This window comes from Streptomyces sp. NPDC031445, assembly GCF_055581365.1.
Genome location: NZ_JBVIJO010000004.1, coordinates 59,620 through 78,327, shown reverse-complemented (window position 1 = coordinate 78,327; position 18,708 = coordinate 59,620). Strand labels below are relative to the sequence as shown.

At 70.3% G+C, this 18,708-nt stretch carries 15 protein-coding genes; 1 reads left to right on the top strand and 14 read right to left on the bottom strand.

Annotated elements, in window-relative coordinates:
* Window positions 1–9: 9 nt before the first annotated feature.
* On the bottom strand, window positions 10–2,037 hold the full coding sequence (gene recQ, locus ACZ5DC_RS13055; protein WP_468652202.1) for a DNA helicase RecQ: 2,028 nt from the start codon (window positions 2,035–2,037) through the stop codon (window positions 10–12).
* Between the two features lie 211 nt (window positions 2,038–2,248).
* On the opposite strand from recQ, the gene ACZ5DC_RS13050 reads away from it, so the two are divergent.
* Entirely contained in the window at window positions 2,249–2,851 is a 603-nt protein-coding gene (locus ACZ5DC_RS13050) for a Uma2 family endonuclease (RefSeq protein WP_468652200.1), read from the top strand.
* 70 nt (window positions 2,852–2,921) lie between these two features.
* Here ACZ5DC_RS13050 and nuoN read toward each other — a convergent pair whose 3' ends face one another.
* From nuoN to ACZ5DC_RS12985, 13 genes are read right to left on the bottom strand one after another with little or no spacing between them, the layout of a single operon-like run.
* Window positions 2,922–4,571, bottom strand: coding sequence for an NADH-quinone oxidoreductase subunit NuoN (gene nuoN, locus ACZ5DC_RS13045; protein WP_468652198.1), 1,650 nt, complete (start codon window positions 4,569–4,571; stop codon window positions 2,922–2,924).
* The gene (locus ACZ5DC_RS13040) at window positions 4,568–6,139 is read right to left on the bottom strand and encodes an NADH-quinone oxidoreductase subunit M (RefSeq protein WP_468652196.1); all 1,572 of its coding nucleotides are present in this window, start codon (window positions 6,137–6,139) and stop codon (window positions 4,568–4,570) included. The genes nuoN and ACZ5DC_RS13040 overlap by 4 nt, the downstream gene beginning before the upstream one ends.
* 5 nt (window positions 6,140–6,144) lie before the next feature.
* Window positions 6,145–8,091 (bottom strand): NADH-quinone oxidoreductase subunit L, encoded by a 1,947-nt coding sequence (gene nuoL / locus ACZ5DC_RS13035; RefSeq protein ID WP_468652194.1) that lies wholly within the window; start codon window positions 8,089–8,091, stop codon window positions 6,145–6,147.
* 15 nt (window positions 8,092–8,106) lie between these two features.
* Window positions 8,107–8,406: an NADH-quinone oxidoreductase subunit NuoK gene (gene nuoK / locus ACZ5DC_RS13030; RefSeq protein WP_030641022.1), complete on the bottom strand. Its 300-nt coding sequence runs from the start codon at window positions 8,404–8,406 to the stop codon at window positions 8,107–8,109.
* A complete protein-coding gene (locus ACZ5DC_RS13025; RefSeq protein WP_468652192.1) occupies window positions 8,403–9,248 on the bottom strand; it encodes an NADH-quinone oxidoreductase subunit J in 846 nt (281 codons plus the stop codon). Before ACZ5DC_RS13025 ends, nuoK begins: the two co-directional genes overlap by 4 nt.
* Window positions 9,245–9,895: an NADH-quinone oxidoreductase subunit NuoI gene (gene nuoI, locus ACZ5DC_RS13020; protein WP_366748500.1), complete on the bottom strand. Its 651-nt coding sequence runs from the start codon at window positions 9,893–9,895 to the stop codon at window positions 9,245–9,247. Before nuoI ends, ACZ5DC_RS13025 begins: the two co-directional genes overlap by 4 nt.
* The gene (gene nuoH, locus ACZ5DC_RS13015) at window positions 9,888–11,255 is read right to left on the bottom strand and encodes an NADH-quinone oxidoreductase subunit NuoH (RefSeq protein ID WP_468652189.1); all 1,368 of its coding nucleotides are present in this window, start codon (window positions 11,253–11,255) and stop codon (window positions 9,888–9,890) included. The genes nuoI and nuoH overlap by 8 nt, the downstream gene beginning before the upstream one ends.
* Window positions 11,252–13,792: an NADH-quinone oxidoreductase subunit G gene (locus ACZ5DC_RS13010; RefSeq protein ID WP_468652187.1), complete on the bottom strand. Its 2,541-nt coding sequence runs from the start codon at window positions 13,790–13,792 to the stop codon at window positions 11,252–11,254. The genes nuoH and ACZ5DC_RS13010 overlap by 4 nt, the downstream gene beginning before the upstream one ends.
* Entirely contained in the window at window positions 13,789–15,135 is a 1,347-nt protein-coding gene (gene nuoF / locus ACZ5DC_RS13005) for an NADH-quinone oxidoreductase subunit NuoF (protein WP_468652186.1), read from the bottom strand. Before nuoF ends, ACZ5DC_RS13010 begins: the two co-directional genes overlap by 4 nt.
* Complete coding sequence (gene nuoE, locus ACZ5DC_RS13000) at window positions 15,135–16,001, bottom strand: NADH-quinone oxidoreductase subunit NuoE (RefSeq protein WP_468652184.1); 867 nt, start codon at window positions 15,999–16,001, stop codon at window positions 15,135–15,137. Before nuoE ends, nuoF begins: the two co-directional genes overlap by 1 nt.
* The gene (locus tag ACZ5DC_RS12995) at window positions 15,998–17,338 is read right to left on the bottom strand and encodes an NADH-quinone oxidoreductase subunit D (RefSeq protein WP_468652182.1); all 1,341 of its coding nucleotides are present in this window, start codon (window positions 17,336–17,338) and stop codon (window positions 15,998–16,000) included. Before ACZ5DC_RS12995 ends, nuoE begins: the two co-directional genes overlap by 4 nt.
* Window positions 17,335–18,150, bottom strand: coding sequence for an NADH-quinone oxidoreductase subunit C (locus tag ACZ5DC_RS12990; RefSeq protein ID WP_468652180.1), 816 nt, complete (start codon window positions 18,148–18,150; stop codon window positions 17,335–17,337). The genes ACZ5DC_RS12995 and ACZ5DC_RS12990 overlap by 4 nt, the downstream gene beginning before the upstream one ends.
* A complete protein-coding gene (locus tag ACZ5DC_RS12985) occupies window positions 18,147–18,701 on the bottom strand; it encodes a NuoB/complex I 20 kDa subunit family protein (protein WP_007383964.1) in 555 nt (184 codons plus the stop codon). Before ACZ5DC_RS12985 ends, ACZ5DC_RS12990 begins: the two co-directional genes overlap by 4 nt.
* Window positions 18,702–18,708 lie beyond the last annotated feature (7 nt).

Here is an 18,708-nt window from a genome sequence, read left to right as displayed (position 1 = left end):
CCGTCCCGCCTATATCCAGTCGTCCGGTTCCGGCTCGTCCACCAGGTCGGGCCACTCGGCGTCCTGGCTGCCGGCATCATGGCTGCCGGCGGCCGGGGTGGCCTCGGCAGCCGGGGTGTCTTCGGCCGCGGCAGCCCCGTCCAGGGAGGCCAGCACCTGGATCACCCCTTCGCCGTACGTCGCCAGCTTCTTCTCGCCGACGCCGTTCACCGTGCCCAGCTCCCGCACCGAGCCGGGCCACCGGGTGACGATCTCGCGCAGGGTGGCGTCGTGGAAGATGACGTACGCCGGGACGCCCTGTTCCCGGGCCTGTTCGGCGCGCCAGGCCCGCAGGGCCTCGAAGGCGGGGAGCAGCGCCTCGGGCAGCTCGGCCACGACGGCCTTGGCCTTGCGGTCGCCCCCGGAGGAGCCGGTGGAACGCGACCGGGAGGCGGCCGGCTTCTTCGGCTCCTTGCGCAGCGGCACCTCGCGCTCCCGCCGCAGCACCGAGCCGCTCGCCTCCGTGAGCACCAGCGTGCCGTACTCCCCCTCGACCGCGAGGAGCCCCTGGGCCAGCAGCTGCCGGACGACACCGCGCCACTCACCCTCGGAGAGGTCCTGGCCGATGCCGAAGACGGACAGCTGGTCGTGGTCGAACTGGATCACCTTGCCGGTGCGCTTGCCGAGCAGGATGTCGACGATCTGCATCGCGCCGAACTTCTGCCCGCGCTCCCGCTGCAACCGCACCACCGTCGACAGCACCTTCTGCGCGGCGATCGTGCCGTCCCAGGTCTCGGGCGGGGTGAGGCAGGTGTCGCAGTTGCCGCAGGCCGCGGCCTCGGGGTCCTGACCGAAGTAGGCGAGCAGCTGTCCACGGCGGCACTGGGCGGTCTCGCACAGCGCGAGCATGGCGTCGAGGTGGGCGGCGGCCCGGCGGCGGAACGCCTCGTCGCCCTCGCCGGACTGGATCAGCTTGCGCTGCTGGATGACGTCGTTCAGGCCGTACGCCATCCACGCCGTGGACGGCAGGCCGTCGCGGCCCGCCCGGCCGGTCTCCTGGTAGTACCCCTCGATCGACTTGGGCAGGTCGAGGTGGGCGACGAAGCGCACCTCCGGCTTGTCGATGCCCATGCCGAAGGCGATGGTCGCGACCACGACCAGGCCCTCCTCGCGCAGGAAGCGGGCCTGGTGCGCCGCGCGCGTGGCCGCCTCCAGGCCCGCGTGGTAGGGCACCGCCTGGATGCCGTTGGCGGTCAGGAACTCGGCCGTGCGCTCCACCGAGTTGCGCGAGAGGCAGTACACGATGCCGGCGTCGCCCGCGTGCTCCTCGCGGAGGAAGGCGAGCAGCTGCTTCCTGGGGTCGGCCTTGGGCACGATCCGGTACTGGATGTTGGGCCGGTCGAAGCTGGCGACGAAGTGCCGGGCCGTCGGCAGGTTCAGCCGCTGGGTGATCTCCTGGTGGGTGGCGTGGGTGGCCGTGGCGGTGAGGGCGATCCGCGGGACGTCCGGCCAGCGCTCGCCGAGCAGGGAGAGGGTGAGGTAGTCCGGGCGGAAGTCGTGGCCCCACTGGGCCACACAGTGGGCCTCGTCGATCGCGAAGACGGAGATCTTGCCGCGGGAGAGCAGATCCAGCGTGGCCTCCACGCGCAGCCGCTCCGGGGCCAGGTACAGCAGGTCGAGCTCGCCGGCCAGGAACTCGGCCTCGACCATGCGCCGCTCGTCGAAGTCCTGGGTGGAGTTGATGAAGCCGGCGCGGACGCCGAGGGCGCGCAGGGCGTCCACCTGGTCCTGCATGAGGGCGATCAGGGGCGAGACGACCACGCCCGTGCCGGGCCGGACCAGGGCCGGGATCTGGTAGCACAGCGATTTGCCGCCGCCGGTCGGCATCAGGACGACGGCGTCGCCGCCCGCCACCACGTGCTCGATGATCTCCTGCTGCTCGCCCCGGAAGGCGTCGTACCCGAAGACCCGGTGCAGCGTGGCCAGCGCCTCGCTGTCGGCCGCTTCCGGCCCCTCGGTCACCTGTGTCATCTCGCTGAACCCGCCCGTCACGCCCATCGTCCTGTCCCCCGCCGGTCCCCCGTGTGTCGTCTCTCGACCGCTGCCTCCACCATAGGGGTCCGGACCGACAGTCCCGGAGTTGTCCACAGGGCAGCCGGGGAAACGCACGTCAAGGACACGACTGTCGTTCACACGTTCGCGCGAGCCCCGCCCGTTTCGGGCCGATAGTCTGAACGCACCGGCGAGACTCCGTCCCATGGGAGCACTGATGAACGTCGCACCGAAGGCGTCCACGCCCAGCTGGCCGACCCCGCCGGAAGGCGGCTGGACCGCCGACGACCTGGACCGCCTCCCGAATCTTCCTCCGCACACGGAGTTGATCGACGGGAGCCTGGTCTTCGTGAGTCCGCAGACGATGTTTCACGTACGGGCTGTCGACTTCTTCAACTGGCAGCTCCAGTCGCTGGCGCCGGAGGAATTCGAGGTCGTCCGCGAGTTCACGATCGACATCGACCGCCAGAACAGGCCCGAGCCGGACGTCGTGGTCGTCAGCGCGGACGTGGTGGAGGAGCCGGGCCAGACCCGCTTTCCGGCGGAGTCCGTCGTCGTGGCCATCGAGGTCGTCTCCGAGGACTCCCTCTCCCGCGACCGCGAGACCAAGCCCCTGAAGTACGCCCGCGCCAAGATCCCCCACTACTGGCGGGTCGAGAACGAGAACGGGCGGGCCGCTGTGCACGTCTTCGAGCTGGAGCCGACGACCGGCATCTACACGAGCACCGGCATCTTCCGCGAGCGCCTGAAGCTGGACGTGCCCTTTCCGATGGACCTCGACCTCACCCGGATCAGGACGCGCCGCGACAGGAACCAGTGACCACGGCAGCATGCCGCTGCCCGGCGCCCTCCTGTGAGGGCGCCGGGCAGCGGCGCGGGTGGTGCGGGCGTCAGCGCACGAAGACCCCCGCCTGGTTCGCCAGGTCGAGGAAGTACTGCGGCGCCACGCCGAGGACCAGCGTCACGGCCACGCCCAGGCCGATCGCGAGCATGGTCAGCGGTGACGGGACGGCGACGGTCGGGCCCTCCGGCCGCGGCTCGCTGAAGAACATCAGCACGATCACGCGGATGTAGAAGAACGCGGCGATGGCCGAGGAGATCACACCGATCACGACCAGCGGGGCCGCGCCGCCGTCCGCCGCCGCCTTGAACACGGCGAACTTCCCGGCGAACCCGGAGGTCAGCGGGATGCCGGCGAAGGCCAGCAGGAACACCGCGAAGACGGCGGCCACCAGCGGGGAGCGACGGCCGAGGCCCGCCCACTTGGACAGGTGGGTCGCCTCGCCGCCCGCGTCGCGCACCAGCGTGACCACGGCGAACGCGCCGATCGTGACGAAGGAGTAGCCCGCCAGGTAGAAGAGGACGGACGACACGCCGTCCTTCGAGGTGGCGATCACACCCGCGAGGATGAAACCGGCGTGCGCGATGGACGAGTACGCCAGCAGCCGCTTGATGTCGGTCTGGGTGATGGCGACGACCGCACCGCCCAGCATGGTGACGATCGCCACGGCCCACATCACCGGCCGCCAGTCCCAGCGCAGCCCGGGCAGGACGACGTACAGCAGGCGCAGCAGCGCGCCGAACGCGGCCACCTTCGTCGCCGCGGCCATGAAGCCGGTCACCGGGGTGGGCGCGCCCTGGTAGACGTCGGGCGTCCACATGTGGAACGGCACCGCGCCCACCTTGAACAGCAGGCCCATCAGGAGCATGGCGCCGCCGATCAGCAGCAGCGCGTCGTTGCCCATGGTGTTGGCGAGGGCCGGGTCGACGTCGGTGACCGTGCCGTCGACGACCTGGGCGATGCGCGCGTACGACATCGAGCCCGCGTAGCCGTACAGCAGCGCGATGCCGAACAGGGTGAACGCGGAGGCGAACGCGCCCAGCAGGAAGTACTTGACCGCGGCCTCCTGCGACATCAGCCGCTTGCGGCGGGCCAGAGCGCACAGCAGGTACAGCGGCAGGGAGAAGACCTCCAGGGCCACGAACAGGGTGACCAGGTCGTTCGCCGCCGGGAAGATCAGCATGCCGCCGACCGCGAACAGCAGCAGCGGGAAGACCTCCGTGGTGGTGAAGCCCGCCTTCACGGCGGCCTGCTCGCTGTCGCTGCCGGGGACGGAGGCGGCCTGCGCGGCGAAGGAGTCCACCCGGTTGCCGTGTGCCGCCGGGTCCAGGCGCCGCTCGGCGAAGGTGAACAGGCCGACCAGGCCGGCCAGCAGGATCGTGCCCTGGAGGAAGAGGGCCGGGCCGTCGACCGCGATGGCGCCCATCGCAGCGATGTGCGCCTTCGTGGTGCCGAACCCGTCCGCCGCCAGCGCGACGACCGCGGCGAACGCGGCGCACAGGGCGACGACGGACACGAACACCTGCGCGTAGTAGCGGGACCGGCGCGGCACGAACGCCTCGATGAGCACCCCGACCAGGGCGGCGCCGATGACGATCAGCGTCGGCGACAATTGTCCGTATTCGATCTTCGGCGCGTCGATCTTCGAGATCGGTTCGGCCGCGGTTGTCCACAGGCTGTGGACGGCTGGTGCGCTCACTTGGCCGCCTCCACCTCGGGCTTGGGGTCCTTCTTCTGGACGTCGGACATGGTCTGCTTGACCGCCGGGTTGACGATGTCCGTCACGGGCTTCGGATAGACGCCCAGGAAGATCAGCAGCACGATCAGCGGGGCGACTACCACCAGCTCGCGCACGCGGAGGTCGGGCATCGCGGAGACCTCCGGCCGCACCGGGCCGGTCATCGTCCGCTGGTACAGCACGAGCGTGTACAGCGCGGCGAGGACGATGCCGAAGGTGGCGATGACGCCGATCACCGGGTAGCGCGAGAACGTGCCGACCAGGACCAGGAACTCGCTGACGAACGGCGCGAGGCCGGGCAGCGACAGGGTGGCCAGGCCGCCGATCAGGAAGGTGCCGGCGAGCACCGGGGCGACCTTCTGCACGCCTCCGTAGTCCGCGATGAGCCGGGAGCCGCGCCGGGAGATGAGGAAGCCGGCGACCAGCATCAGGGCGGCCGTGGAGATGCCGTGGTTGACCATGTAGAGCGTGGCGCCGGACTGGCCCTGGCTGGTCATCGCGAAGATGCCCATGACGATGAAGCCGAAGTGCGAGATCGACGCGTAGGCCACCAGGCGTTTGATGTCCCGCTGGCCGACGGCGAGCAGCGCGCCGTAGACGATGCTGATGAGCGCCAGGACGAGGATGACGGGCGTCGCCCACTTCGACGCCTCCGGGAACAGCTGGAGGCAGAAGCGGAGCATCGCGAAGGTGCCCACCTTGTCGACGACCGCGGTGATGAGGACGGCGACCGGTGCGGTGGACTCCTGCATGGCGTTGGGCAGCCAGGTGTGCAGCGGCCACAGCGGCGCCTTCACCGCGAAGGCGAAGAAGAAGCCGAGGAACAGCCAGCGTTCGGTGCTGGTCGCCATGTGCAGCGAGCCGTTCGCGCGGGCCTCGGCGATCTGCGTGAGCGAGAAGTTCCCGGCGACCACGTACAGGCCGATCACCGCGGCCAGCATGATCAGACCGCCGGCCAGGTTGTAGAGCAGGAACTTCACCGCCGCGTACGACCGCTGCGTGGCGGCCGCCTCCTCGCCGTGCTCGTGGGCACGGTCCCCGAAGCCGCCGATGAGGAAGTACATCGGGATGAGCATGGCTTCGAAGAAGATGTAGAAGAGGAAGACGTCGGTGGCCTCGAAGGAGATGATCACCATCGCCTCCACGGCCAGGATCAGCGCGAAGAAGCCCTGGGTGGGCCGCCAGCGCCGGCTGCCGGTCTCCAGCGGGTCGGCGTCGTGCCAGCCCGCGAGGACGATGAACGGGATCAGCACGGCGGTCAGCGCGATCAGCGCGACCGCGATGCCGTCGACGCCCAGTTCGTACCTGACCCCGAAGTCCTTGATCCACGCATGGGACTCGGTGAGCTGGTAGCGGGAGCCGTCCGGGTCGAAGCGGACCAGGACGGTGATCGCCAGGGCGAGCGTGGCGAGCGAGACGGTCAGCGCCAGCCATTTGGCGGCGGTGCGCCGGGCGGCCGGCACGGCGGCCGTGGCGACCGCCCCGAGGGCCGGGAGCGCCGCCGTCGCTGTCAGCAGGGGAAAGGACATCGGTATCAGACCGCCCTCATCAGCAGGGTCGCGGCGACCAGAAGCGCCGCGCCGCCGAACATCGAGACCGCGTAGGAGCGGGCGAAGCCGTTCTGGAGCCGGCGCAACCGTCCGGACAGGCCGCCGAAGCCGGCCGCCGTGCCGTTGACGACGCCGTCGACCAGGGTGTGGTCGACGTAGACCAGGGAGCGCGTCAGGTGCTCGCCGCCGCGCACCAGGACCACGTGGTTGAAGTCGTCCTGGAGCAGGTCGCGGCGGGCCGCGCGGGTGAGCAGGGAGCCGCGCGGGGCGACGGCCGGGACGGGCTTGCGGCCGTACTGGGCCCAGGCGATGGCGACGCCGACGACCAGGCAGACCATGGTGGCGCCGGTGACGGTCGCCGCGCTGAGCGGGGAGTCGCCCTCGCTGTGTCCCGTCACGGGCTCCAGCCAGTGCAGGAAGCGGTCGCCGATGCTGAAGAAGGCACCGCCGAAGACCGAGCCGACGGCGAGGACGATCATGGGGATCGTCATGACCTTCGGGGACTCGTGCGGGTGCGGCTCGGCGTGCTCGCCCCGGGTCTCGGCGGCGGGCTCCACGCTGGGCTCGGCCGGGGACGGGGTCGGGGCCTTGCGCCACCGCTCCTCCCCGAAGAACGTCATCAGCATCACGCGCGTCATGTAGAAGGCGGTGATGGCCGCGCCCAGCAGGGCCGCGCCGCCGAGGATCCAGCCCTCGGTGCCGCCCTTGGCGAACGCCGCCTCGATGATCTTGTCCTTGGAGAAGAAGCCGGACAGGCCGGGGAAGCCGATGATGGCGAGGTAGCCGAGGCCGAAGGTGATGAACGTGACCGGCATGTACTTGCGCAGGCCGCCGTAGCGACGCATGTCGACCTCGTCGTTCATGCCGTGCATCACGGAGCCGGCGCCGAGGAACAGCCCGGCCTTGAAGAAGCCGTGCGTCACCAGGTGCATGATCGCGAAGACGTAGCCGATGGGGCCGAGGCCCGCCGCGAGGACCATGTAGCCGATCTGCGACATGGTCGAGCCGGCCAGCGCCTTCTTGATGTCGTCCTTGGCGCAACCGACGATCGCACCGAACAGCAGCGTGACCGCGCCGACGACCGTGACGGCCAGCTGCGCGTCAGGGGCGGCGTTGAAGATCGCGCCGGAGCGGACGATCAGGTAGACGCCCGCGGTCACCATCGTCGCCGCGTGGATGAGGGCGGAGACCGGGGTCGGGCCCTCCATGGCGTCCCCGAGCCAGGACTGCAACGGCACCTGGGCGGACTTGCCGCAGGCGGCGAGCAGCAGCATCAGGCCGATCGCCGTGAGCTTGCCCTCGGAGGTGTCACCGGTGTGGCTGAGGACCGGACCGAAGGCGAAGCTGCCGAAGGTGGTGAACATCAGCATGATCGCGATCGACAGGCCCATGTCGCCGACCCGGTTCACCAGGAAGGCCTTCTTCGCGGCCGTGGCGGCGCTGGGCTTGTGCTGCCAGAAGCCGATCAGCAGGTACGAGGCGAGACCGACGCCCTCCCAGCCGACGTACAGCAGCAGGTAGTTGTCGGCGAGGACGAGCAGCAGCATCGCCGCGAGGAACAGGTTCAGATAGCCGAAGAAGCGGCGGCGGCGCTCGTCGTGCTCCATGTACCCGACCGAGTACAGGTGGATCAGCGAGCCGACGCCCGTGATGAGCAGGACGAACGTCATGGACAGCTGGTCCAGGCGGAAGGTGACGTCCGCCTGGAAACCGGCCACCGGGACCCAGCTGAACAGGTGCTGCGTCAGGGTGCGGTGCTCCGCGCCCTTGCCGAGGAGATCGGCGAAGAGGATGAGGCCGAACACGAAGGAGGCGGCCGACAGGAGCGTGCCGATCCAGTGGCCGACGCGGTCCAGGCGCCGGCCACCGACCAGCAGGACGGCCGCTCCGAGCAGGGGCGCCGCGATGAGCGGCGCGATCAGGTTCTCCACGATTCTTCCGACCCCTTACAGCTTCATCAGGCTGGCGTCGTCGACCGAGGCCGAGTGGCGGGCGCGGAACAGCGACACGATGATCGCCAGGCCCACCACGACCTCCGCGGCGGCGACGACCATCGTGAAGAAGGCGATGATCTGGCCGTCGAGGTTGCCGTGCATCCGGGAGAAGGTGACGAACGCGAGGTTGCAGGCGTTCAGCATCAGCTCGATGCACATGAAGACCACGATGGCGTTGCGCCGGATCAGGACGCCGGTCGCGCCGATCGTGAACAGCAGGGCGGCGAGGTAGAGGTAGTTGACCGGGTTCACTTCGACGCCTCCTCGGACCGCTTGAACGTCTCCGGCTCGGCCGCCCGGCGCTCCAGGCGCTCCTCCGCGCGCTGCTCCAGCGCCCGCAGGTCGCCCAGCGCCTCCGCGGACACGTCACGGATCTGCCCGCGTGCGCGCAGCGTCTTGTTGACGGTCAGCTCGGACGGGGTGCCGTCGGGCAGCAGACCCGCGATGTCCACGGCGTTGTGCCGGGCGTAGACACCGGGGGCGGGCAGCGGCGGGAGGTGCTTCCCCTCGCGGACGCGCTGTTCGGACAGCTCGCGCTGCGTCTTGGCGCGCTCGGTGCGCTCCCGGTGGGTGAGCACCATGGCGCCGACCGCGGCCGTGATGAGCAGCGCGCCGGTGATCTCGAAGGCGAAGACGTACTTGGTGAAGAGGAGGGACGCCAGCCCCTCCACGTTGCCGTTCGCGTTCGCCCGGCCGGCGCCGTCGAACTCCTTCAGGGAGGCGTTGGCGATGCCGGCGAACAGCAGGACCCCGAAGCCGGCCCCGCACACGAGGGCCAGCCAGCGCTGGCCCTTGATGGTCTCCTTCAGGGAGTCCGCGGCCGTGACGCCGACGAGCATCACCACGAACAGGAACAGCATCATGATCGCGCCGGTGTAGACGACGATCTGCACGATCCCGAGGAAGTAGGCGCCGTTGGCGAGGTAGAACACCGCCAGGACGATCATGGTGCCGGCGAGGCACAGCGCGCTGTGCACGGCCTTCTTCATGAAGACGGTGCACAGGGCGCCGATCACCGCGACCGTGCCGAGGACCCAGAACTGGAAGGCCTCACCGGTGGAGGTGGTGTAGGCGGCGAGATGCTGAGCGGTCATCGGCCGATCACCTTCTCCGAGGCCGGCTCGTCCTCGCCGAAGGTGGAGGCGGCCTCCTGCGGGACCTCGCCCTTGGAGACGGCCACCTGGCGGACCGTACCGGGCGCGGCCTGCGTCACCAGGCCGCGGTAGTAGTCCTGTTCGTCCGTCCCCGGGAAGATCGAGTGCGGCGTGTCGACCATGCCCTCCTCGAGACCGGCGAGCAGCTGTTCCTTGGTGTAGATGAGGTTGGCGCGGCTGGAGTCGGCCAGCTCGAACTCGTTCGTCATCGTCAGCGCGCGCGTGGGGCACGCCTCGATGCACAGCCCGCACAGGATGCAGCGGGCGTAGTTGATCTGGTAGACGCGGCCGTACCGCTCGCCCGGCGAGTAGCGCTCCTCGTCGGTGTTGTCGGCGCCCTCCACGTAGATGGCGTCGGCGGGGCAGGCCCAGGCGCACAGCTCGCAGCCGACGCACTTCTCCAGGCCGTCCGGATGGCGGTTGAGCTGGTGCCGTCCGTGGAACCGCGGAGCCGTGGTCTTCTTCTGCTCCGGGTACTGCTCGGTCAGCCGCTTCTTGAACATGGCCTTGAAGGTCACGCCGAAGCCGGCCACGGGGTTCTGGAAACCGGGCTTGGTCTGCCCGGACTCCTGAGGCTCCTCAGCCATCGGACGCCTCCTTTCCATCCGAAGATCCGTCACTGACAGTGTCCGGCCCGCCACTGACAATCAGCTCCCGCTCACCCCAGCGGGGGCGGCGCCGCGGCACCGCGGGCAGCTCCTGCCCGGGCAGCGGCGGCACCGGGAACCCGCCCGCCATCGGGTCGAACGCCGGCTCCCCGCCGGCGGGCTCCTCGGCCGGCCTGCCCTTGTCGCGGAACATGTCCGCGACGAAGGAGATCAGCAGCAGGGCGAGGACACCGCCGCCCACGTAGAGGGCGATGTCGGCGAAGTCGTAGTTCTCGTTGCGCAGGGCGCGGACGGTGGCGACCAGCATCAGCCAGGTCACCGAGACCGGGATGAGCACCTTCCAGCCGAGCTTCATCAGCTGGTCGTAGCGCACACGCGGGAGCGTGCCGCGCAGCCAGATGAAGAAGAACAGCAGCAGCTGCACCTTGATGACGAACCAGAGCAGCGGCCACCAGCCGTGGTTCGCGCCCTCCCAGAAGGAGCTGACCGGCCAGGGCGCGCGCCAGCCGCCGAGGAACAGCGTGGTCGACACGGCCGAGACCGTCACCATGTTCACGTACTCGGCGAGCATGAACATCGCGAACTTGATCGACGAGTACTCGGTGTTGAAGCCGCCGACCAGGTCGCCCTCGGACTCCGGCATGTCGAACGGGGCGCGGTTGGTCTCGCCGACCATCGTGACGATGTACAGGATGAAGGAGACCGGCAGCAGCAGGATGTACCAGCGGTCGTGCTGTTGCTCCACGATCGTGGACGTCGACATCGACCCCGAGTAGAGGAACACGGAGGCGAAGGCGGCGCCCATGGCGATCTCGTACGAGATCATCTGCGCGCAGGAGCGCAGACCGCCGAGGAGCGGATAGGTGGAGCCGGAGCTCCAGCCCGCCAGCACGATGCCGTAGATGCCGACCGAGGCGACCGCGAGGATGTAGAGCATCGCGATCGGCAGGTCGGTGAGCTGCATCGCGGTGCGGTGACCGAAGACCGAGATCTCGTTCCCGGCCGGCCCGAAGGGGATCACCGCGATCGCCATGAAGGCCGGGATGGCCGCGACGATCGGCGCGAGGACGTAGACCACCTTGTCCGCGCGCTTGACGATGAGGTCTTCCTTGAGCATCAGCTTCACGCCGTCGGCGAGCGACTGGAGCATGCCCCAGGGGCCGTGCCGGTTGGGGCCGATGCGCAGTTGCATCCAGGCGACGACCTTGCGCTCCCAGACGATGGAGAACAGGACGGTCACCATCAGGAACGCGAAGCAGAAGACCGCCTTGACGACGACCAGCCACCACGGGTCGCGGCCGAACATCGAGAGGTCTTCAGCGGCGAGGTACGGGCTCATGCCTCCACCTCCTTGGGTGCCTCTCCGGCGACTGCCGCCGGGCCGATGCGGACGAGGGAGCCGGGACGCGCCCCGGTGTCGGAGGCGACGCCGGTGCCGGCGGAGTTCAGCGGGAGCCAGACCACCCGGTCGGGCATCTCGGTGATCTGGACGGGCAGTCCCACCGTGCCGGCGGGGCCGGTGACGGTCAGGACCTCGCCGTCCGCGACGCCCGCCTCGGCGGCCGTCGCGGCGGACACGCGCGCGCGTGCGGCGTGCCGGGTTCCGGCGAGCGCCTCGTCGCCCTCCTGGAGGACGCCCTGGTCGAGCAGCAGCCGGTGCCCGGCGAGCACGGCCTCACCGACGGCCGGGCGGGGCAGCGCGCCCGCGGTCTCCAGGGGACCGGAGGCGCGGGGGCCGTCCCAGGAGCCGAGCCGGTCGATCTCCGCGCGCGTGGCGCGCAGATCCGGCAGGCCCAGCCGCCGGCGCCCGTCGGCGCCCTCGGCGCCGTCCATGGCGTCGGCGAGCATGTGCAGGACCCGCGTGTCGGTCGGCGCGAGCGGGCGGGTCATCTGATCGGGCTTGAGCGCGGCCTCGAAGAGGCGTACGCGGCCTTCCCAGTTGAGGAAGGTGCCCGCCTTCTCGGCGACCGCGGCGACCGGCAGGACGACGTCGGCGCGGGCGGTGACCTCGCTGGGCCGCAACTCCAGCGACACCAGGAAGCCGACGTTCTCCAGCGCCTCACGCGCGCGTGCCGGGTCGGGCAGGTCGGCGACCTCCACCCCGGCGACCAGGAGCGCCGAGAGTTCGCCGGTGGCGGCGGCCTCGACGATCTGGTGGGTGTCGCGGCCGTAGCGGGCCGGCAGTTCGGCGACGCCCCAGGCCGCGGCGACCTCCTCCCGCGCGCGCGGGTCGGTCGCCGGACGGCCGCCCGGCAGCAGCGAGGGCAGCGCGCCCATCTCGACGGCGCCGCGTTCACCGGCCCGGCGCGGGATCCACACCAGTTCGGCGCCGGTCGCGGTGGCGGCGCGCAGCGCGGCGGTGAGTCCGCCCGCGACACCGGCCAGCCGCTCCCCCACGACGATGACGGCGCCCTCGGCGCGCAGGGCCTCGGCGGCGAGCGTGCCGGGCTCCTCCAGGCCGACGCCGCTGGCGAGCGCGTCCAGCCACTCCGTCTCGGTGCCCGGAGCGGCCGGCAGCAGCGTGCCGCCCGCCTTCTCCAGGCCCCGGGTGGCGTGCGTGGCCAGCGAGAACACCCGCTGCTTGCGCTTGCGCCAGGCCTTGCGCAGCCGCAGGAAGACGCCGGGCGCCTCCTCCTCCGACTCGAAGCCCACCAGCAGGACGGCGGGCGCCTTCTCCAGGGAGGTGTACGTGACGCCCGTACCCCCGCGGGACCCCCGCAGGTCCCGGCCCCGGCCGGCCACCCAGGCGGCCAGGAAGTCGGCCTCCTCGCCGCTGTGCACGCGCGCGCGGAAGTCGATGTCGTTGGTGTCGAGCACCACGCGCGCGAACTTGCTGTACGCGTAGGCGTCCTCGACGGTCAGCCGGCCGCCGATGAGGACACCGGCCCGGGAGCGGGCGGCGCCCAGGCCGCGCGCCGCCGCCTCCAGCGCCTCGGGCCAGGAGGCGGGCTCCAGGACACCGTCGGCGTTGCGCACCAGCGGCGTGTCGAGGCGGTCCTTCGTCTGCGCGTACCGGAACGCGAAGCGTCCCTTGTCGCAGATCCACTCCTCGTTGACCTCGGGGTCGTAGGCGGCGAGCCGCCGCATGACCTTGCCGCGCCGGTGGTCGGTGCGGGTGGCGCAGCCGCCGGAGCAGTGCTCGCACACCGACGGGGAGGAGACGAGGTCGAAGGGGCGGGAGCGGAACCGGTAGGCGGCGGAGGTGAGCGCGCCGACCGGGCAGATCTGGATGGTGTTGCCGGAGAAGTACGACTCGAACGGGTCGCCCTCGCCGGTGCCGACCTGCTGGAGCGCGCCCCGCTCGACCAGTTCGATCATGGGGTCGCCCGCGATCTGGTTGGAGAAGCGGGTGCAGCGGGCGCACAGCACGCACCGCTCGCGGTCGAGCAGCACCTGGGTGGAGATCGGCACGGGCTTCTCGTAGGTCCGCTTCTTGCCGTCGAAGCGGGACTCGGCGTTGCCGTGCGACATCGCCTGGTTCTGCAGCGGGCACTCGCCGCCCTTGTCGCAGACCGGGCAGTCCAGCGGGTGGTTGATGAGCAGCAGCTCCATCACACCGTGCTGGGCCTTCTCGGCGACCGGCGAGGTGAGCTGGGTCTTCACGACCATGCCGTCCGTGCAGGTGATGGTGCAGGACGCCATCGGCTTGCGCTGGCCCTCGACCTCGACGATGCACTGCCGGCAGGCGCCGGCCGGGTCCAGCAGGGGGTGGTCGCAGAAACGCGGGATCTCGATGCCGAGCTGCTCGGCGGCCCGGATGACCAGGGTGCCCTTGGGCACGCTGATCTCGATGCCGTCGATCGTCAGCGTGACGAGGTCCTCCGGCGGGACCGCCGCCTCTCCCCCACCCGCGGGAGCACTGGTGGTCACGGTCATGCGTTCACCTCCGGGCGGTCCGCCCAGGCCGTCGACTTGGCCGGGTCGAAGGGGCAGCCCCGGCCCGTGATGTGCTGCTCGTACTCCTCGCGGAAGTACTTCAGCGAGGAGAAGATCGGGGACGCGGCGCCGTCGCCGAGGGCGCAGAAGGACTTGCCGTTGATGTTGTCGGCGATGTCGTTGAGCTTGTCGAGGTCGGACATCACGCCCTTGCCGGCCTCGATGTCCCGCAGCAACTGCACCAGCCAGTACGTCCCTTCGCGGCAGGGTGTGCACTTGCCGCAGGACTCGTGGGCGTAGAACTCGGTCCAGCGGGTCACCGCCCGCACCACGCAGGTCGTCTCGTCGAAGCACTGCAGCGCCTTGGTGCCGAGCATGGAGCCGGCGGCGCCGACGCCCTCGTAGTCGAGGGGGACGTCGAGGTGCTCGTCGGTGAACATCGGTGTGGAGGAGCCGCCCGGCGTCCAGAACTTCAGGCGGTGGCCCGGCCGCATGCCGCCGCTCATGTCGAGGAGCTGGCGCAGCGTGATGCCGAGCGGGGCCTCGTACTGGCCGGGGCTCGCGACATGGCCGCTGAGCGAGTAGAGCGTGAAGCCCGGGGACTTCTCGCTGCCCATCGCCCTGAACCAGTCCTTGCCGTTTTTCAGGATGGCGGGAACCGACGCGATCGACTCGACGTTGTTCACCACAGTGGGACAGGCGTAGAGGCCTTCCACCGCAGGGAAGGGGGGACGGAGCCGCGGTTGACCACGGCGGCCTTCGAGCGAGTCGAGCAGTGCGGTCTCCTCACCGCAGATGTACGCGCCGGCGCCGGCGTGCACGGTGAGGGTCAGGTCGAGCCCGCTGCCCAGGATGTTCTCGCCGAGGTAGCCCGCCGCGTAGGCCTCGCGCACGGCCTCGTGCAACCGCCGCAGGACGGGGACGACTTCACCCCGCAGATAGATGAAGGCATGCGACGACCTGATGGCGTAGCACGCGATCACGATGCCCTCGATGAGGCTGTGCGGGTTCGCGAAGAGGAGCGGGATGTCCTTGCAGGTGCCCGGTTCCGACTCGTCGGCGTTGACAACAAGATAGTGCGGTTTCCCATCACCCTGAGGGATGAACTGCCACTTCATCCCCGTCGGGAATCCCGCGCCGCCGCGGCCCCGCAGCCCGGAGTCCTTGACGTACGCGATCAGGTCGTCCGGCGACATGGCGAGGGCCTTGCGGAGCCCCTCGTACCCCTCGTGCCTCCGGTAGACGTCCAGAGTCCAGGACCGGTCCTCGTCCCAGAAGGCCGACAGCACGGGTGCGAGCAGCTTCTCGGGGCTCGGATCCTTGACCTCGGATACCACGGTCATCACTCCCCCTCCTCTGCGGTGGGCCCCGCGGGGTGGGCAGGGTCGGAGGCCGATGTGTCCTGCGGCGCGTCATGGGAGCTGAGGTGCTCGGCCGGCGACGGCTCGTGCACCCGGTCCTGCGATTCCTCGTGCGGACCTCCGCGCGGATGGACCACGCGCGCGGGTGCGGTCTCCCCCTTGGCCAGGCGGAGGCCCACCAGCGACGCGGGTCCCGCACTGCCGCCCTCCTCGACGGCCCCGGGCCGCTCGTCGGGGAAGCCGGCCAGGATGCGCGCGGTCTCCTTGAAGGTGCACAGACGCGCCCCGCGCGTGGGCTGCACGGGGCGCCCCGCCCGCAGGTCGTCGACGAGGTGCTTGGCGCTCGCCGGGGTCTGGTTGTCGAAGAACTCCCAGTTGACCATCACGACCGGCGCGTAGTCGCAGGCCGCGTTGCACTCGATGTGCTCCAGGGTGACCTTGCCGTCGTCGGTGGTCTCGCCGTTGCCGACGCCCAGGTGCTCCTGGAGGGTCTCGAAGATCGCGTCACCGCCCATGACCGCGCACAGCGTGTTGGTGCAGACGCCGACCTGGTAGTCGCCGGACGGCTTGCGCCGGTACATCGTGTAGAAGGTGGCGACGGCGGTGACCTCGGCCGTGGTCAGACCCAGCATGTCCGCGCAGAACCGCATGCCGGTGCGCGTGACGTGGCCCTCCTCCGACTGCACGAGGTGGAGCAGCGGCAGCAGGGCGGACCGGGAGTCCGGGTAGCGCGCGATCACTTCGCGCGCGTCCGCCTCCAGCCGGGCCCGGACGTCGTCCGGGTAGGCGGGCGCGGGCAGTTCGGGCATGCCCAGGCTGACGCCCCGCTCGGAAGAAGAGGTGGTCACCGGTCGACGCCTCCCATCACGGGGTCGATGGACGCGACGGCGACGATGACGTCGGCGACCTGGCCGCCCTCGCACATCGCCGCCATGGCCTGAAGGTTGGTGAAGGACGGGTCGCGGAAGTGGACCCGGTAGGGGCGGGTGCCGCCGTCGGACACCGCGTGCACCCCGAGTTCGCCCTTGGGCGACTCGACGGCCGTGTACGCCTGTCCCGGCGGGACCCGGAAGCCCTCGGTGACCAGCTTGAAGTGGTGGATCAGGGCCTCCATGGAGGTGCCCATGATCTTCTTGATGTGGTCGAGGGAGTTGCCGAGTCCGTCCGGTCCCAGGGCGAGCTGGGCGGGCCAGGCGATCTTCTTGTCGGGGACCATGACCGGGCCGGGCTTGAGCCGGTCCAGGCACTGCTCGACGATCCCGAGCGACTGGCGCATCTCCTCCAGGCGGATGAGGAAGCGGCCGTAGGCGTCGCAGGTGTCGGCGGTCGGGACGTCGAAGTCGTACGTCTCGTAGCCGCAGTACGGCTGGGCCTTGCGCAGGTCGTGCGGCAGGCCGGTGGCGCGCAGGATCGGGCCGGTCGCGCCGAGGGCCATGCAGCCGGCCAGGTCGAGGTAGCCGACGTCCTGCATGCGGGCCTTGAAGATGGGGTTCCCGGTGGCGAGCTTGTCGTACTCCGGGAGGTTCTTCCTCATCTTCTTCACGAACTCGCGGATCTGGTCCACCGCGCCGGGCGGCAGGTCCTGGGCGAGTCCGCCGGGCCGGATGTACGCGTGGTTCATGCGCAGGCCCGTGACCAGCTCGTAGATGTCGAGAATCATTTCACGATCACGGAATCCGTAGATCATGATCGTGGTGGCGCCCAGCTCCATGCCGCCGGTGGCGATGCACACCAGGTGGGAGGACAGCCGGTTCAGCTCCATCAGGAGCACCCGGATGATCTTGGCGCGCTCGGTGATCTGGTCCTCGATGCCGAGGAGCTTCTCGACGGCGAGGCAGTAGGCGGTCTCGTTGAAGAAGGACGTCAGGTAGTCCATGCGCGTCACGAACGTGGTGCCCTGCGTCCACGTGCGGTACTCGAGGTTCTTCTCGATGCCGGTGTGGAGGTAGCCGATGCCGCACCGGGCCTCGGTGACCGTCTCGCCCTCGATCTCCAGGATCAGGCGGAGCACCCCGTGGGTGGACGGGTGCTGGGGACCCATGTTGACGACGATGCGCTCGTCGTCGGCGCGGGCCGCGGACTGGACGACCTCGTCCCAGTCGCCACCGGTGACCGTGTAGACGGTGCCCTCGGTGGTCTCGCGCGCGGACGCGGCCGACGCGGCGGATGCTGACTGCGTGCTCACGAGTACGACCTCCGCTGGTCCGGAGCCGGGATCTGGGCGCCCTTGTACTCGACGGGGATGCCGCCGAGGGGGTAGTCCTTGCGCTGCGGGTGGCCCTGCCAGTCGTCCGGCATCATGATCCGCGTCAGGGCCGGGTGACCGTCGAAGACGATGCCGAAGAAGTCGTAGGTCTCGCGCTCGTGCCAGTCGTTCGTCGGGTAGACGGGGACCAGCGACGGGATGCGCGGGTCGCTGTCGGGCGCGCTGACTTCGAGGCGGATCAGCCGGTTGTGGGTGATCGAGCGCAGGTGGTAGACGGCGTGCAGCTCGCGGCCCTTGTCGTGCGGGTAGTGGACGCCGCTGACGCCGGTGCACAGCTCGAAGCGCAGGGCCGGGTCGTCGCGCAGGGTGCGGGCGACGCGGACCAGGTGCTCGCGTTCGATGTGGAAGGTCAGCTCGCCGCGGTCGACGACCGTCTTCTCGATGGCGTTCCCCGGCAGGAGTCCCTGCTCCTCCAGGGCGCCCTCCAGCTCGTCGGCGACCTCGTCGAACCAGCCGCCGTAGGGGCGGGTGGCCGGTCCCGGGAGTCGGACCGAGCGGACCAGGCCGCCGTAGCCGGAGGTGTCGCCGCCGTTGTCGGCGCCGAACATGCCGCGCTGCACGCGGATCTCCTCGCCGCCCTGGCCGCGCTGGCCGGGGAGGTTGGAGGCGGAGAGGTCCTTCTCGGGGTTGACCCCGTTCGCGGAGCCGTTCACCCCGTTCGCGGGGCCGTTCGCCCCGTTCGCGGGGCCGTTCGCCCCGTGGTTCCCCTGGGTGCCGTTCGCGTCGCTCACCGCAGCAGCCCCTTCATCTCGATCGTGGGCAGGGCCTTGAGCGCCGCCTCCTCCGCCTCGCGGGCCGCCTCCTCGGCGTTCACGCCAAGCTTGGAGGACTGGATCTTCTGGTGGAGCTTGAGGATCGCGTCCATCAGCATCTCGGGGCGGGGCGGGCAGCCCGGCAGGTAGATGTCGACCGGGACGATGTGGTCGACGCCCTGGACGATCGCGTAGTTGTTGAACATGCCGCCGGAGGAGGCGCAGACGCCCATGGAGATCACCCACTTGGGGTTGGGCATCTGGTCGTAGACCTGCCTCAGGACGGGCGCCATCTTCTGGCTGACCCGGCCGGCGACGATCATCAGGTCCGCCTGGCGCGGTGAGCCGCGGAAGACCTCCATGCCGAAGCGGGCCAGGTCGTAGCGGCCGGCGCCCGTGGTCATCATCTCGATGGCACAGCAGGCGAGGCCGAAGGTGGCCGGGAAGACGGACGCCTTGCGCACCCAGCCCGCGGCCTGCTCGACGGTGGTCAGCAGGAAGCCGCTCGGCAGCTTTTCTTCGAGTCCCATGTCGTTA